Here is a 15,960-nt window from a genome sequence, read left to right on the forward strand (position 1 = left end):
CGGCTTCCCGCGGCACTACGGCGTCGGTGTGTCCACGTTGAACAAGATCATGTTGCCGCCGTCGACCACCAATGACGTCCCCGTCACCTGCCGCGACAACGGTGACAGCAAGTACAGCAGCGCGGACGCCACATCGGCCGGGTAGGACAGCCTGCCCGTCGGGGTCTTCTTGATGTTGGCATCCAGAAGGTCTTGCGTCCACTTGGGATTCGCTTGTGCGCGAGGGGTACGTACGGTGCCCGGAGCAACGGCGTTGACACGGACTCCCAGTGGTCCGAGTTCAACGGCGGCGGTCCGTACCAGGGACATCAGGGCAGACTTCATGGCGCCGTATGCCGCCAGGTTCGGTGAACTCTGCAGGCCTGCAACGGATGCCACGAATGCGATCGATCCGCCGGTACCTGTCCGCTCCCAAATCCGGGCGGCGTTCTCCAAGGCCAGGACGGCGTGCTTGAGCACGATGTCGAAATGGAACGTCCAGTCGTCGTCGGTGAGTTCGACCATCGGCTTGTAGCGAGCGAGGCCCACGATGTCAGCGACGCCATCTAGCCGGCCGAAATCGTTCTCCACCTGGTTGAACAGGGCGGTCACGGAGTCCCGCTCAGTGATCTCGGCGACCAGGGCAGTTCCCCCGACCTCGGCGGCCACCTGCCCTGCTCGCTCCCCGTCGCGGTCGACACAGACGACGGTGGCGCCGAATGCCGCCAGGGCATGGGCAGTCTGGTGCCCGATCCCCTGTCCGGCCCCGAGCACGACATGGACCTGATCATTGAGCCGCATCAGCGACGCGTAGTCGGGAATGACGTTGGCATCGGGCTCAGTTGGCATTTTGCTCTTCCTTCGTGTCGACTGCCGCGGATGTCACAGCAGGTCCCTGTCGGCGGCCCCAGGGAATCGCGCCGTCACTTTCCAGCGCGTGCGCGACCTCGCCGTCGTGTACCTCGGCCCAGTGCGCATGGTTGATCTGATGAATCGAGAACGCTGCCTGCAGAGCGTTACGGAAGCCTTGGATGTCCTGGGTCTGGTTGACAGATTCTTTGATCAGCAGCGCTGTCATGGTCGGGCGCTTGGCCAGTTCGCGGGCGTATTCGTGAGTGCGCTCGGCGAGTTCGTCGGCGGCAAAGATCTGGCTCACCATACCGAGACGATGCGCTTCTTCGATGCCGACCGAGCCGCCGGTCAACATCAGTTCCTTGGTACGGCGCGCTCCGAACTCCCATGGGTGAGCGAAATACTCGACGCCACACATGCCGAGCCGAGTGCCGACAGGGTCGACGAAGGAGGTGCCTTCGGCTCCTACGATCAAGTCGCAGGCCCAAGCGAGAGTGAGACCGGCGGCGATCACCTCGCCCTGAACCTGAGCGACAGTGATCTTACGAAGATCGCGCCAGCGCAGCGAGTTCTGGTAGTAGTAGTGCCATTCCTGCAGCATGCGTTTCTCTGCGGCAAGCCGGGTTCCCCCGTCAGCCCGGAATGTCGGGTGTTGGCCCGGTCCCGGTTCGCGTTCAGCGCGACGATCAGGGGTTCCGAGATCGTGGCCCGAGGAGAACACCGCTCCTGCGCCCGCGAGAATGACCACGCGGACATCGTCGTCTGCCTCGGCACGCAGGAGCGCGGCGTCCAGTTCGACAAGGAGGCTTCTGGATTGAGCATTTCGATACCGGGGCCGATCGAGGGTGATCCGGGCGATAAGTCCATCGTCCAAGGTCTCGTAAGTGATGTAATCGTAATCGCTCATGCCGGTCTCCTTATGGGGCCGCCGGATCAGGCCGAATTCTCAGATCCGGGGATGCCTTGGTTATTTGATGGCGATGGGGTTCAGCGGCGACCCCACGGCGCCGGTCACCTTCAGCGGGGCGGCCGTGAGAAAGAACTCGTAGTTGCCGTCGGCGGCGCACTCGGCGGCCAGTGCCTCCAGGTCCCAGATCTCGCCGATCAACACGCCGGCATTGACCAGCAACACCACGTGCATGCCGAACTTGACCTCGGGCAGTGATTCTGCCGGAACCACTTCTAAACCCCATGTGTCGGAGGCTATTCCGGAGATGTTGCGGGGCAGGAGATAGTCACAGGCACTCAGTCCGAGTCCCGGCGCGGGGCCTCCCGCGTAGTCGCCCCAGAACTCCTCGGCGCGACGTCGGAGCATGTGTCCGGTGCGGACCAGCACCACGTCGCCCTCGCCGATGTCGACGCCTTGATGGTCGGCGCATGCAGCGACGTCGACGTCCTGGATTGCCTGTTCCGGTTCGAGCCAGTCGATGCCGTAGAACCGGGGAAAGTCGAGCAGAACGCCTCGGCCAGTGGTGGTCTCGGACACCTCAGTAATACTGTTTCGCGTCGCGCCGGCGCTGGTGACCGATTGCGGCCCATGTCCGTTGTACGTCTGCCCGTCGAAGAACACGTGGCAGAACGCATCCCACTGGGTGCCGGCCTGCAGCGGCATATAGATGCCATCGTCGGTCGACTGCATGCCCTGGCTGGCATTCGGCCAATCGGCAAGCATGTCGCCACCATGTTTGTACATCATGTGCTGAGGATTGACCCTGGCGCTTCCCGCGCGTCCCCGGTTGGGACCCGAGCGATCCAGCGGAGCTCCCAGTGCGAAGACCTGCCCGGTCCGGATCAGTCCGGCCGCCGCCCGCACCTTGTCTCGGGTGATGTAGTTCGTCGACCCGCGTTCGTCGTCGGACCCCCACCGTCCCCACGTCCGGTACTTCTCAGCCATGGCCACGACGTCCTGCCGTGTGTATTGGCGGCGCGGCGAGACGCCGTTGGAACGCTCGATGAGATGCCTCCTCTGTCCCTTACGGCACGGTCGCCACCAGCGTTTCGCGGTGACTTCATCGGGTACACACTTATGGTGCCATATGATGAAACGAACGATTTCGTGAGCTTCTAATTATGCTATACCGTGATTAGAGGCTCTGCGGGAGACTTCGAGACCATAGGGACGGCGCCAATGACTACCCCCGATTCGACCACTCGTTTCGACTCCACGTCCATCGAGCGACTCGCTCGTGACGTGGTGGCGGCGAATCCGCCGGGAGAAACGCCGCAAGAAGTCCTTATGGGCGCGTGGTACGACGCTGGACTGAGCTGGGTCCACTTCCCGGTCGGCCTCGGTGGGCTGGACGCGCCTCGCAGCCTGCAGCCGATCGCGAACAAGATCATTCAAGCCGCCGGAGGCCCTGAGCCCCGCACGGTCAACACCATCGGGTACGGCATCGTGGCCGGCACCATCCGCCGCTACGCAACGCCTGATCTGGCCGCTCGCTTGCTACGCCCGCTTGCCACCGGTGAAGAGAAGTGGTGCCAGCTGTTCAGCGAACCGGGCGCCGGTTCCGACCTGGCCGGGCTGGCCACGCGCGCTGTTCGAGACGGCGACGGCTGGCGGGTGACCGGCCAGAAGGTGTGGAACAGCCTTGCACACATCGCGCGTTGGGGCGTACTGCTGGCCCGCACAGACCCGGATGCGGTCAAGCACAAGGGAATCACATATTTCATCGTGGACATGAAGTCCGCCGGCGTCGACGTCCGCCCTCTGCGTCAGATCACCGGGCGCGCCCACTTCAACGAGGTTTTTCTCGAAGATGTCTACATTCCAGATACCTACCGGCTCGGCGAGGTCGGCGCTGGGTGGATCGTCGCCAACAGCACGCTCGGCGACGAGCGCACATCGTTGGGCGATCGCGTCCCTGCCCGTGGTGGCGGTGCCATCGGTGACGCGGTCGAACTATGGCAGACCCGCCCGGATCGTCGGACACCGGCGCTGCGGGAAAAACTGACCCGGCTGTGGATCCGGGCCGAGACGCATCGGCTGACCTCCGACCGGGTGCGCGTCGCCGCAGCAACCCGCGAGGCACCGGGACCGGAGAGTGCGATCACCAAGCTCGTCGGATCCGAGCTCACCCAGAACGTCTATGAGTTCTGCATGGAATTACTGGGTGCCGAGGGGACCCTCATCGACACCTACTCGCCGGACGCCCCTGACGACACGAGCGGGCCGACCGCCATCCAACGGAAGTATCTGCGCTCACGTGCAACGACGATCGAGGGCGGTACGTCAGAGATTCAGCGAAATGTGATCGGCGAGCGCGTCCTCAAGCTCCCGCAAGAGCTGCGCAGGGACAAAAACGTGCCCTGGCGCGAGATTCCGCGGTGAACCGCCCATGACCATCGCACCCACGAGATCCACGCAGGACGAAATCGAGAGGCAGTTGCCCACTGTGTCGCAAGAATTCGCGTTCACCGATGACTTTCTCGAACTGAAGGCGATGTTGAAGGATTTCTGCGCCGACGTCTCGCCAGAAGAGGTCATCCGCAACACCATGACCTCCCCCGAGGGTTACGACAGGGGACTGTGGCAGCGGCTGGGCACGGAGCTCGGCGTGCTCGGATTGGCCGTTCCTGCCGAATACGGCGGTGAGGGAGCCGGATTGGTGTTCACCGCGGCTGTCGTCGAAGAACTCGGCGCTGCGCTGCTGTGCGGACCGGTACTGGGCACGCTGTGCCTTGCCATCCCCGCCTTGACTGCGCTGCCAGACGCCGACGTACGTGATCGGTACCTGCCGAGTCTGATCAGCGGTGAACGCGTGGCCACGCTGGCGATCACCACGTCCAACGGCACCTTCGACGCCGACAAGCTCACGGTATCTGCCCGACCAACCGACACGGGGTGGGTGCTGGACGGCACGGTGGAGCAGGTCGTCGACGGTGCCGCCGCAGACATCGTTCTGGTCGCGGCCAGGACCGCGGCGGGGACCGCGCTCTTCGCTGTCGACCGCGGCGCCGATGGGCTCGAACGGACTCCGCTGTCGACGCTCGATCTCACGCGCCGACAAGCCCGAGTCTCCTTCAAGGAATGCCGCGCCGACCTGCTGGCCCCGGAGCCAGAGGCACCCCAGGTGTGCACACGCGCGCTATTGACCGCGTGCACGCTGCTGGCAGCCGAACAGGTCGGTGGATCGCAAAAGATGCTCGAGGCCACTGTCGAGCATGTGGGATCGCGGCTTCAGTTCGGCCAGCCGGTCGGGGCCTTCCAAGCGGTCAAACACCGCTGCGCAAACATGCTCGTCGCGCTCGAACAAGCCCGCTCGGCGGCCTACCACGCGGCGTGGGCGTTAGATGATGGCACCGACGACCCGCAACTGGCCACCAGCCTCGCTCGTGTGGTGGCATCCGAGGCTTACCTCTGGATCAGCACCAGCGCTATCCAGTTGCACGGCGGACTCGGGTTCACCTGGGAAGGTCTGCCGCATCTGTATTTCAAGCGGGCAACCACAGACGGATTGATCCTCGGAACCGTCGAGGACCACGTCGAGTTGGTCGCCGCGGTGGCCATCGACAACGACGGCCAAGGCTGATGACCATGAGTGAGCCGCAGGAAGATACATCAAGCCCTCGCGACACCTCGGCCGTTGGCCTTCGCTGGGCGGTGAAGCGGAGCTTTCTGGAATACGTCGCCCGTACGCCGGACGGCCGAGCCTACGTCGCCGGCGGTGTCACCGCGAACGCGGCCAGCGAGGTGATATTCCCTCCGGCCGGCGAGTATTCAGAGGACCACGCGCAAACCGGCCAGCGCGTATACGGGTTTCGCGGCGAGGTGCGATACATCGCCCACGGTGGACTCCTTCATGTCGCCATCACCGATCCCGTCGTCACGGTCGTCGGTGATGCGGGGAACGTCACGATCACCACCACAGATGACGATGGTCAGCCAGCTCGCGTCGAACTGGTCACCTTCACCGTGGGTGCACGCGAGCCCGGCGCACCCGACACCACTTGGGAAGCCACTGATGTCCGACTATCGGCCGACGGGGTGGCGGTGTTCGGGGACGTCTATTCAGCCGGAGAACTCATGGCACCGCTGCACATCCAGATACCGCCACCTCGCTGAGGCTTCACCCGATCGACGTCTTGTGCTCGGGGTGCTCCGGCCATTTGAGGCGCCGGAGCGTGGGATCCAGCTCGTCACGGGAGCCACGGAAGTGACCCCCCGGAGCCGCGTTGTCAGCCGGAACCGTTCCATCCCAATCGATCACGACGCGTCGATACACAAGGCGCCAGGCACCATCGATCCGCTCGAAATAGTCGGCGTACCGTCCGATCGACTCGTTCAGCTTGTCCGGCTTGGCCTGCATCCAGAACGCGAAGTAGGTCTCCCCGAACGCTTCATCGCCGTCGACGTCGAACAACGACTGTCCCATCAGATGGAAGACGAACGGAGAGACCGAGGTGAACCCCTCTGGATCGCAGATGAAGTCGGCGAACTCGGCACCCGAGCCCCGAAACCTGCCGTGATCGTCGAACGATCGCTCCGCGTAACAAGCGAGAATACCTTCTCGGTCTTTGCGGTCTACGGCTCGCGCGATGCGCGCGACAAGTTCGGTCAATTCCTGTTTGTCACTCAGCAATTGCAGCGTGCCGGTCGTGGTTGTCGTCATCGTGTGAACTTCATCCCTTCGTCATCTGCTCAGCCTGCCCGTCCTCTACGCGTATTCGTCATGCGGGGCCAAAGGCGGGCACAGTCCCGTGTTCCCCGAGTTCGATGAACCGCACCGAGACTCGTGCGCCGACGGCGTCAACACCCGTCTGAACATCCACCAGACGGGTGAGTAGCCGCACCCCGCAATCGAGTTCAACCAATCCGACCGGGTAGGGAATCTCACCTTTGAGCGAGGATGAATATGCCCGGTGGTACACCACATTGCTCCACAACGTCCCACGCCCCTCGGCCGGAACCCATGTGGAAGAGCGCGACAGACACTCGGGGCACACTCCGGCCGCCGGCCATCGGATGAATTCGCAATCGTCGCATTTCTGGAAGGTCAAGGATCCCGCTCGCGCGCCGTCCCAGAAGTGCTCGTCACCTTGGGTCTCGCCATAGGGGAAGGTCGCGGTCATGCTGCCTCCGCGGTGAAAATCGTGCTGGCGGCCTTCATCATGCCGAATGTCGAGCAGTACTGTGCTGTTTCAATCTTGTCGAGCTGCCGGTCCCCCGCCTCACCACGCATCTGCCGGACCAGCTCACACAGGTGCAGGAATCCCCACATGTAGGCCTCCGACAGTTGACCGCCATTGGTGTTCAGTGGCAGCCGCCCGCCGTACCCGATATCACCATTGCGGAATGCCTCCCCCACCCCACCGTGTTGGACGAACCCGTACCACTCGAGCATCTGCAGCACCCACACGCTGGTGGGGTCCTGGATGTAGAGCGCATCGATGGCGTCACGCTCGATACCTGCGGCGGGATAAATCCGTTGGGCGACACGTTCGATCCAAGGCCGCAACCATTGATCTGCGTTCTGCCGGTCGCGAAGGCCGGTCTGCTGCGCAATCCCTCTCACATAGACCGGACGATCGGACAACTCGCGCGCCTTTTCCGCATCAGCGACGATCAGGCATGCCCCGCCATCGGAAATCATGCACAGGTCAGCCCGGCGGAGCGGCTCCACCAGGTAGGGGGCATTCAAATAATCCTCGATCGTCAAGGGCTTCTGGAAGATGGCCAGCGGGTTGGACATCGCGTACTTGCGCTGCGATACGGCAATTTCCCCGAGGTCGGCCTCGGTGGTGCCGTAAAGCTTCTGGTGCCTGCGAAACGCCATTCCCGCCGGGCCGGCAACGTTGAGAAAGCCGTAGACCGACGCTTCGTCCTGTCGGCCCAGCGGCGCGGTGAACCGGTTGCCGGCACTGCGCTGCACCGTCCCGTAGGTGATTGCGACGACGCTTGCCAGACCGGCCTGAATCGCCGCGCAGGCGAGGTGCAACGAGAAATTGCAGGTGCCGTAATCGAGGGTGGCGCTGTAGGCGGGATTCAGACCGGCCAGGCGACCGATCTCGGTGTCAATTCCGAACCCGCCGAATGATTTACACGTGATCAGGCCGTCAATCTGGCTCTTGTCGATGTGCGACTCGGCCAAGGTCACGCGCAGTGCCTCGACGGCAAGTTCGTCTGCCGAAATGCCGGGGATCTCGCCCTGAAGCGTGTTTCCGACGGCAGCGATCGCAACCTTGCCATCCACGGAGCCGAGTTTCTGCGAGCTCCCCACCTCAGATCACCCCTTCCTCGGCCAGCGCGTCCACCTCGTCGGCGCTCAAGCCGAGCACTTCTCGGTAGACCTCATGGTTGTGCTCACCGTAGGTAGGTGCTGCGCGGCCCACGAGACCGCCCGCGAACTGTGGCGTCTCGCTCATGGTCACCGAGGGTGCCGCCACCGGCCAGCGCCCGAAGTCGGTGGCTTCGAGTTCAGTCAGCCAGTTGCGCTCTTTGAGCTGTGGATCGAACTCGAAGCGGTCCTGTGCGGTCTGCGCGACACCCGCCGCGACGCCCGCCTCCTGCAGTCTCTGCATCAGGGCGAATGGTTCGCAGCCGGATGTCCACGACTCCACCAGGCGGTCCAGTTCGCCACGATGGGCTCCTCGTGCCGACTCGGTGGCGAACTCTGGCCGATCCAACCACTCTGGATGGCCGGCGGCCTTGGCCAGCATCGCCCATTCGTGGTCGCTGCGGCAGGTGATGGCGATCCATCGATCGTCGCCGTCGCAACGATAGATGCCCTCGGGCGCGGCCGCAGAATACGGTGAACGGTTCCCAGCACGCTGGAACACCCGGCCGTTGACCTGGTGGTCCAGCAGCGGCACCGCCGTGAGGTAGAGACCCACCTCGCTCTGCGATGCGTCGATCCACTGACCTTCGCCGGTCATCTCGCGGTGGTAGATAGCTGCCAGTAGAGCCAGAGCGAAGCTATATGCGCCGTACCAGTCGAGGTAGGAGTAGCCCCAACCGGCCGGCGGGAACGGCTCGGCAAGTCCGCTCATCTCAGACAGGCCGGAGAATGCTTGCGCCACCGGGCCGACGGTGCGAAAGCGTCCGTATATCCCCTGGCTGCCCATCCCCGATTGCTTGGCGTAGATGATTTGGGGGTTGATCTCGCGCAGCACGTCATAACCCAGCCCCCATGCCTCCATCACGCCGGGCGAGAATCCTTCGGTGACCAATGAGGACTGTGCCACCATCTGCTTGGCCAGTTCCAGACCCCGGGGATCCTTCACGTTGAGCGAGATGCCGCGCTTTCCGGGATTCTTGTTGTTGTATTGCGCGCCAACAGGTCCGCCCTGGTCAGCAGGCCATCGCGATGGCACCGGTCCGGTCGCGAGTTCACGAGCCTCCCGGCCGCCAACGGGAGCGCCACCACGGCGAGGGTCGAGATTCTTGTGCCACTCGACCTTGATCACGTCAGCGCCCAGCGCCGCAAGGAACCGCGTCGCGCCGGCAGAAGCCAGCATCCAAGTGAAGTCGAGAATGCGGACACCTTGCAGCGGGAATGGTGTCCCGAAGGGCGTCAGCCGCTCGGTGCTGGTCTGCGGCAGGTACACCGGAGTCTCAACAGCGCGAGGGGAGATCGCCTTGCGGACAGCGTCGCGGTCTTCATCGAGCAACGGTGCCCGCCGGCCCTTGAGCCACTGAGTTCCGCCGCTGCTCTCGGCGCCCTGGGTGATCCATTTACTAGTCGGGTAGCGCAAGCTGCGGTCGAGTTCTGGGTGCTCGACATCGGTGTAGGAGCCCCGGCGCAGCCAGTGCTCGTCATCGGCATTCTCGTGGGGCTTGCGCACCGGCACCCACATCAAACCGGCTTCCTGTGCCTCCCGCCACGGTACATCGTCGAACAAGTACCGGCGCATCGTTTGTTCGACGACGTCCATGTTGCTGGCCGCGCCACCCTCCATGCCCGGCAGCACGCGTGAGTCCTTCTCCAACTCGTCGCTGCCGTCGCTGATGCGACCACCGATTCCCCACTCATCGAGGAAGGGGCCCAGCAGCTTGGCATTCCTCGTCATGGCCAGGTACCAACGGCCGTCTTTCGAGTTGAAGATCGACCTATGCCGCGACACATTGGGCGCCGAGTGCCGGCAGGTTTGGCGGTTGAACGGTGTACGCAGCGCGACCCACGACATCAGGTCGCCCTCGGTGTTCTTCGCCACCGCTTCGTGGATCGCACACGATAGGTACTGTCCGCAACCCGTCCGGTTGCGAGTACTCAGTGCGGCCACGATCGTGAAGGCCACCTGCTCACCGGCGATGGCATAGGAGTGCCCGAGTTGCGGTGCCACCGGCGGAGTGTCGTAGCGTAGTTTCGGATCCGGGTCGTAGCCGTTATTCATGACGACACCGCCGAGCGCCAGGTGTACCAGATCGGAGGCCTTGAAATCCCGATAAGGACCCTGCTCGCCGAACGGGGTGATCCGCGCGATGATCAACCGGGAGTCTGCCTGCCGGAGTGCATCGGCAACGAATCCACGCTCCCGCAAGTAGTCCAGCGGTGTCGAATCGAGCAGAACGTCCGCGGTCTTGAGTAGTTCAGCGAACTCCGCTTGGCCCGCATCGGCATCCAAGTCGACGACGATCGAGCGCTTGCCACGGTTGTAGGCCCAGAAGTGCAGTGACTTCTCCGGGTCGGGGATGTCATCGACGAACGGCCCCAGCCGGCGGCTGTCGCACCCGCCGGGCGGCTCCACCTTGATGACCTCGGCTCCCAACCCCGCCAAAGCCAGCCCACAGTATTCGCCCTGCTGGTCGCCGATCTCGATGACACGTACACCGGCCAACGAGCCTTGCCGTTCCTCGATGACTTCGCTCGACGTCATTTCGCCTCCATGTCCTTCATTACGTCGCTGGATTGCGATGGCTTCATTCGGCGTCAAGGACCGCGGTCCAGCCGAGCCATCGCGCGAGGCCCTCGCCGAGCACCAGCCTTCGTTCCTCATCGGTGAGTTCTGTTGTGTGGTTGACGAATATGTCCACAAGTTGCCGATATGGGATCGGCAGCCGAGACAGGTCCGATCCCCAGAAGACTCGTTGCGCACCGAAAGCCTCCACCAGTCGGTACACCGCCTCCGAGATCGACGGGAAGGGATACGACTCATCCACGAAACAAGGAAGCGCCGATGCCTTCACCGCGATCCCAGGATGCTTCGCCAAAGCCAGCAGCGGGGCGATCGCTTCGCTCAACGGGCGATCTCGGTGCTCGATCGCGGCGTGATCTACGGTGATCCTCAGAGCTGGATACTCCGTAGCGAGGCGTTCGTAGAGCTCATGGCGGCCCGGCGCATAGATACTTAGTGGCACACCGAATTCCGATGCCGCGGCGAAGAATCCGCTACCGGCAGCGCTTTCGAGCGCGCCGGCTACATCGCCTCGATTGAGCGACATACGAATACCTAACATACCGGTGCACTCGCGCCAGTGCGCCAATCGCTCGACCGTCGCCGGGTCACCGGCGGGAAACCGACATAGCGCGCCGAAACGCGCCGGGTCGGCCTCCGCCGCCGCGAGCACGTAGTCGTTGCGAGAGCCCTCCCACGTCGGCCCGAGCAGCAGTGCCGCGTTCACTCCGGAATCGGCCATACGCTGACTGAGCTCTGGCAGTTCTAGCGGCACTTCACGCTGAGGTGCGATGGCGTCAGGCGGCCACGGCCGCTCCGCCGTGGCGGCTTTCCACACGTGCACCTGGGCATCGACAATTGGTGCGTATCCCATTCCGACTGCCCTCAACCGCTCCGACGGGCGCGGAATGGGACGATCTCACCGTCCGAGGCCGAGCGTCCACCGGCGGCAAACACTGTCGGGTAAGCGTCGAAATCGTCCAACGACAGTGTCTCGTACTGTTTCTCGTGCTTGGCCCGGGTGAACGGCCAGATGATCGGTACACCGACACGCTGGCTGTACCAGTTGTTCCCCGCGGCGAATGTCGTGCCGGGCAGCGCCGCCTCGACCTCGTCCAGAAAACGGCGGGTGGCTTCTTGCGTTGGCGCATAGGCATTTCCGGTCTCGGAAATGACCCCGAACAACCGCATCAGGTAGCCCACTTCGTGGGCAAGGGTTGTCGGAATCGTAAGCGAGTTGATAGGCGCGAACGGGCCGCACAGTAAGAAGAAGTTAGGGAACCGTGGGACCCCGATGGCCTTGAACGCCTGCACTCCATCCCGCCATGCGTCGTCCAGGGTGACACCCTCGGCGCCGCTCACAGACATCGGCCTCATGTAAGCGTGGGCGTCGAATCCGGTCGCCCACACAATGACGTCGACCTCATGGAGATCGCCGGCGTCATCGACGATTCCGGCTTCCTCCAGCCGTTCGACCCCTCGAAATACCGGGTGCACATTGGCCTGCTGAACAACGCGGTAGTAATCCGGCGTCTTGGCGATACGTTTCACTCCCAGCGGTTCGGCGGGGGTGAACTTGGCGCGTAGAACTGGATCGGGAATCTCGTCCTCGAGCATCTTGACGAAACGCCGGTTCATCTCGTCGCGGTCCGGGCCGGGCACCAGCTTCCACGTCTCGGTGCCGTCTGTTTTCACCCGCCGTTCTGCCATCTTCTCGTCGTACCGTCTCGCCAACGCAGGAACGCGCAGAACGGCCTTCTCCCACCACTTGTACGCCGGGTTCGGTTTGACCTGCATCCACTGCGGTGAGCGGATGAATTGGGTGACGTCGAGGCCCAGTTTGCCGAGCGCAGTGACGATCTGGACACCGCTGGATCCCGTGCCCACGACCGCGTACTTGACTGACTTGTCACTCAGGTCGATCGTGTGGTCCCAGGCCGACGAGTGGAATTGACGGCCCTTGAAGTCGTCGAATCCCGGCGGGTGCGGCACCCGAGGAACCCGGAGGAATCCCGTTGCGGCGACGACGATGTCGAACTCGGCCTGCGACCCATCATCCAAGGTCACCGTCCAGCGTCCGTCTTCATCACCCCACACCGCGGAGGTCACCTCGGTGTTGAACCGGATATGCGGAAGCAGCTGCTGCTGTTGCGCAAAGTCCTGCAGGTAAGACCGCACCTCGGATCCCGGCGCGTAATGTTTGGTCCAGTGGTGGCTGCGCGCGAACGGGAACTCGTAGTTGCGCGTGAGGACATCGACGTGAAGACCCGGGTAAGTGTTCGTATCCCACGTCCCACCGACGGCCGGCCGCTTCTCATAGATGGTGAGATCGTGCCCGGCCTTCTTGAGGTGATAGCCGAGGAACACACCAGACATCCCGGCACCGACCACAGCCACGCGCAACGGACGCGCCATCCAACCCTCCGAACCGCTCTGGCGAGCACTCAGCATCATAAGATTCAATAAGTGGTTCTAACACCATAGTAACAGAATTGCGATATGCTCAAATCCTGGGCTAGTGGTGTTACCTATCTTCTGCGGACTCCTTCTTCAGGGCAGCACGGAATTCGCGTACGACCTCCGGCGATGGCAGGGCGATCAGTTCGACCTGGTTTCCGTCCGGATCCTCACAGAGGAACAGAGTGACGGGGCCGTAGTTTTTCACGATTGTCGTCGTGGGCTCGGAATACACCGTGACACCCATGCCGACCAGCCGCTGGTAGATCGTTTCGATGTGCTCAGGGTCGACCGGAAAAGACAGCTGGCCCACACCCATCGCTCCGGGACGCTTGGGCACATCACCATCGGGGCAGGGCAAATCCCATTTGACCAGCTCCAGTTGGCCGACGCGCGACGGTCCCTGTACGAAAACGGACAAGCCCGTGGTGTTTTCCGGCAGTCGCATGAGGCGCCACGTCAGATCGCTCACCGGCTTCACCAGCGTCTTTCGCATGCCGAGCCCCTCGGTATAAAACCGGAGAGATGCGTCCAGGTCAGAGACACCGATCGCGACGTGATTGAGTTCTTTGACCGCGGCCTCGGTCATATTGTGTTCTCCTGTCTTGTCCTTCACAGCGGAAACCCTTCCGCCTTGAACGGGCTGTCGCGCCACGCCAGCGCGCTCTTGAGACCCTGCTCTGCGGCCATTCGTTGAAAGTCTCCGCCACCAGGTCGGAAGCTACGAGCGATGACGTACCAGGGAACACACGCCTGCATCGCTGCACGAATCCCCATTGTCTCGTAGCTCTGGTTCAACGTGAACTTGTTCGCCGCGAGCATGGCCGGATGCAGCTGTGCCATGGGGCGCAACTCGCGCATCACCTGTTCGTCGAGGTCCTCAGCCGGAAAGCTCTTCGCGATCCAGCCGATCTCCTCAGCCCGGGCGCCCGTCACCGAGTTTCCGGTCAGCTGAAGGTATTTGGCTTGAGCCATCGACATCTTCCAGGGGAAGTAGTCGATATCAGGAGTCGACTGTGCGCGGGTGGGAGGGTATCCGATGATCGTGTTGTCAGCGGCGAAGACGATGTCGCACATGGACATCAGTTCGGAGCCGCCGGCAAGGCAGTAGCCGTGGATCTTGGCCACGACTGGTTTCATCAGATCCCAGATCGTGAACCAGTCACGCAGCGCGCTACGCGGGAACTGGCCTGTCCAAGATTCGAACAATTCGCTGTGGTTCCAGCCTGCGGGTCGCTCCGGGTTCTTCTCGCCACCGGCGTAACTGTTCATGTCATAGCCGGCACAGAACGCCTCGCCGGCCCCCTGGATCAGGACCACGGTGACGTCGTCGTCACGTTCGGCGGTGTGAAGCGCATCGACAACCTCGCGGCGCAACGCCGGACTCAACGCATTGCGTTTCTCTGGCCGGTTCAGCGTGATGGTGGCGATCTTGTCGCTCACGCCATACAGGATGTTCTCGTACTCCATTGGCTCCCTCTCTGAAAGCGGTTTCAACAAGGCCCGCGACTGCGTTGCCGACGATTCGGCCGATTCGGCCTCCGAGCGTTGACGGTCCTGAGCTATGACGGCCCCGGAATCCAGCAGGGAGTCGATGACTTCGTCGCTGAGCCCGAGTCTGCTCAGCACCGACACCGTGTCCTGACCCAATAATCGGGGCGGGGTCCGGACGGAACCTGGCGTCCTACTCAGCTTTACGGGGATTCCGATCACCTGAAATGCACCTGCGGTGGTGATCATGTCGCGATCGACGAGTTGGGGGTCGTTAACCACTTCGTCAAGAGATCGGACAATACTCGCCGGAATGCCCCACGCGATCATTTCCCGAGCGGTCTGCGCGGTGACGGTCATCTCGCGCATCCGTGCCTCCAGAGAAGCCTTGAGCACGGATTCGTTGGTCAGGCGGGCGGCGTTCATGGCGAATCTCGGGTCAGCACACAGATCTGGAATCTGCAGGTAGTCGCACAGCAGCTGGAACTGTTTGTCCGTACCGGCCGCTATGTAGACATAGCCTTCTGATCCTTCAAAAACGTCGCACGGGGCAATATTCGGGTGGCCACTTCCCAGTCGTTCTGGTGGCACACCAGTGGCAAAGTAATTGGCGGCGGCGGGGTGTTGGAGACTCATCGCGCTGTCAAGCAAGCTGATGTCGACGAGTTGGCCACGCCCTGACCGGTGTCTCTCGTTGAGTGCCAACAGTATTCCAGAGAAAGCATGCATCCCTGCGGTCAAGTCGACCACCGGCATGGGTATCCGCACCGGAGCACGCCCGGGTTCCCCGTTGAGATACATCAGGCCTGAATATGCCTGTAGCACAGCGTCGTAGCCCGGCATACCTGCCATGGTCCCCGATGTGCCGAAGGCAGAGATCCGGCAATACACCAGCCACGGGTAGTTCTGCAGCAACCAATCGGAGCACAGCCCCCACCGCTCCATGGTTCCACCGATGAAGTTCTCAACGAGGACATCGGCTTCGTCGAGCAAGGCCAGCAGTACCGCACGCCCCGCTTCGGTGGACAGGTCCACAGACAAATGCCGCTTGTTTCGATTCAACCCGACGTAGTAAGGGCTGGTCGAGTCGTGAATTGAGCGTCCCCACAATCGGGTGCCGTCCCCGGCGGGAGGTTCGACTTTGATCACGTCCGCACCATGATCGCCGAGCATTTGCGCGGCGTAGGGGCCGGCCAGTACACGGGACAAATCGACAACCTTGATCCCGGACAGCGCGCCCGCTGAAGCTAGTTCGGACACGACACGATCGCATCCCACGGCGACGCAGTCCTCCGGCCGAACCCGACAGGGTAGCGATGACCGTTCACGGTGACCATCTCCTCCCGG

Annotated in this window: 14 protein-coding genes; 3 read left to right on the forward strand and 11 right to left on the reverse strand. The window is 62.9% G+C overall.

The window, feature by feature from the left end:
• Window positions 1–15: 15 nt before the first annotated feature.
• Genes ACNQR1_RS34910 through ACNQR1_RS34920 form a run of 3 tightly spaced genes read right to left on the reverse strand, consistent with a single transcriptional unit; the run spans window position 16 to window position 2,725 of the window.
• Window positions 16–828 carry an SDR family NAD(P)-dependent oxidoreductase gene (locus ACNQR1_RS34910; protein ID WP_418050057.1) on the reverse strand — a complete coding sequence of 271 codons (813 nt, stop codon included), beginning with the start codon at window positions 826–828 and terminating at the stop codon, window positions 16–18.
• A complete protein-coding gene (locus ACNQR1_RS34915; protein ID WP_418050058.1) occupies window positions 818–1,738 on the reverse strand; it encodes an enoyl-CoA hydratase in 921 nt (306 codons plus the stop codon). Before ACNQR1_RS34915 ends, ACNQR1_RS34910 begins: the two co-directional genes overlap by 11 nt.
• Window positions 1,739–1,798: 60 nt before the next feature.
• A complete protein-coding gene (locus ACNQR1_RS34920) occupies window positions 1,799–2,725 on the reverse strand; it encodes a cyclase family protein (protein WP_418050059.1) in 927 nt (308 codons plus the stop codon).
• Between the two features lie 234 nt (window positions 2,726–2,959).
• Here ACNQR1_RS34920 and ACNQR1_RS34925 point away from each other — a divergent pair, with 234 nt between their 5' ends.
• The 3 genes from ACNQR1_RS34925 to ACNQR1_RS34935 are packed head-to-tail and all read left to right on the forward strand — an operon-like array spanning window position 2,960 to window position 5,896.
• Window positions 2,960–4,162 (forward strand): acyl-CoA dehydrogenase family protein, encoded by a 1,203-nt coding sequence (locus ACNQR1_RS34925; protein ID WP_418050060.1) that lies wholly within the window; start codon window positions 2,960–2,962, stop codon window positions 4,160–4,162.
• A 7-nt stretch (window positions 4,163–4,169) separates the two neighbouring features.
• Window positions 4,170–5,363 (forward strand): acyl-CoA dehydrogenase family protein, encoded by a 1,194-nt coding sequence (locus ACNQR1_RS34930; RefSeq protein ID WP_418050061.1) that lies wholly within the window; start codon window positions 4,170–4,172, stop codon window positions 5,361–5,363.
• Between the two features lie 5 nt (window positions 5,364–5,368).
• A complete protein-coding gene (locus tag ACNQR1_RS34935) occupies window positions 5,369–5,896 on the forward strand; it encodes an HtaA domain-containing protein (RefSeq protein ID WP_418050062.1) in 528 nt (175 codons plus the stop codon).
• A 4-nt stretch (window positions 5,897–5,900) separates the two neighbouring features.
• On the opposite strand, the gene ACNQR1_RS34940 is transcribed toward ACNQR1_RS34935, so the two are convergent.
• From ACNQR1_RS34940 to ACNQR1_RS34975, 8 genes are all read right to left on the reverse strand, one after another.
• Entirely contained in the window at window positions 5,901–6,443 is a 543-nt protein-coding gene (locus ACNQR1_RS34940; protein ID WP_418050063.1) for a nuclear transport factor 2 family protein, read from the reverse strand.
• Between the two features lie 58 nt (window positions 6,444–6,501).
• Entirely contained in the window at window positions 6,502–6,903 is a 402-nt protein-coding gene (locus ACNQR1_RS34945; protein ID WP_418050064.1) for a Zn-ribbon domain-containing OB-fold protein, read from the reverse strand.
• Window positions 6,900–8,024: a thiolase family protein gene (locus tag ACNQR1_RS34950; RefSeq protein ID WP_418050065.1), complete on the reverse strand. Its 1,125-nt coding sequence runs from the start codon at window positions 8,022–8,024 to the stop codon at window positions 6,900–6,902. Before ACNQR1_RS34950 ends, ACNQR1_RS34945 begins: the two co-directional genes overlap by 4 nt.
• A 28-nt stretch (window positions 8,025–8,052) precedes the next feature.
• Window positions 8,053–10,647 (reverse strand): CoA transferase, encoded by a 2,595-nt coding sequence (locus tag ACNQR1_RS34955; protein WP_418050066.1) that lies wholly within the window; start codon window positions 10,645–10,647, stop codon window positions 8,053–8,055.
• 43 nt (window positions 10,648–10,690) lie between these two features.
• Window positions 10,691–11,539 carry an amidohydrolase family protein gene (locus ACNQR1_RS34960; RefSeq protein ID WP_418050067.1) on the reverse strand — a complete coding sequence of 283 codons (849 nt, stop codon included), beginning with the start codon at window positions 11,537–11,539 and terminating at the stop codon, window positions 10,691–10,693.
• Between the two features lie 11 nt (window positions 11,540–11,550).
• On the reverse strand, window positions 11,551–13,080 hold the full coding sequence (locus tag ACNQR1_RS34965) for a flavin-containing monooxygenase (RefSeq protein ID WP_418050068.1): 1,530 nt from the start codon (window positions 13,078–13,080) through the stop codon (window positions 11,551–11,553).
• A 109-nt stretch (window positions 13,081–13,189) separates the two neighbouring features.
• Window positions 13,190–13,738 (reverse strand): VOC family protein, encoded by a 549-nt coding sequence (locus tag ACNQR1_RS34970; protein ID WP_418050069.1) that lies wholly within the window; start codon window positions 13,736–13,738, stop codon window positions 13,190–13,192.
• On the reverse strand, window positions 13,735–15,873 hold the full coding sequence (locus ACNQR1_RS34975; protein ID WP_418050070.1) for a CoA transferase: 2,139 nt from the start codon (window positions 15,871–15,873) through the stop codon (window positions 13,735–13,737). Before ACNQR1_RS34975 ends, ACNQR1_RS34970 begins: the two co-directional genes overlap by 4 nt.
• Window positions 15,874–15,960 lie beyond the last annotated feature (87 nt).

This window comes from Mycobacterium sp. 48b (genome assembly GCF_048282725.1).
Taxonomy (GTDB): domain Bacteria; phylum Actinomycetota; class Actinomycetes; order Mycobacteriales; family Mycobacteriaceae; genus Mycobacterium.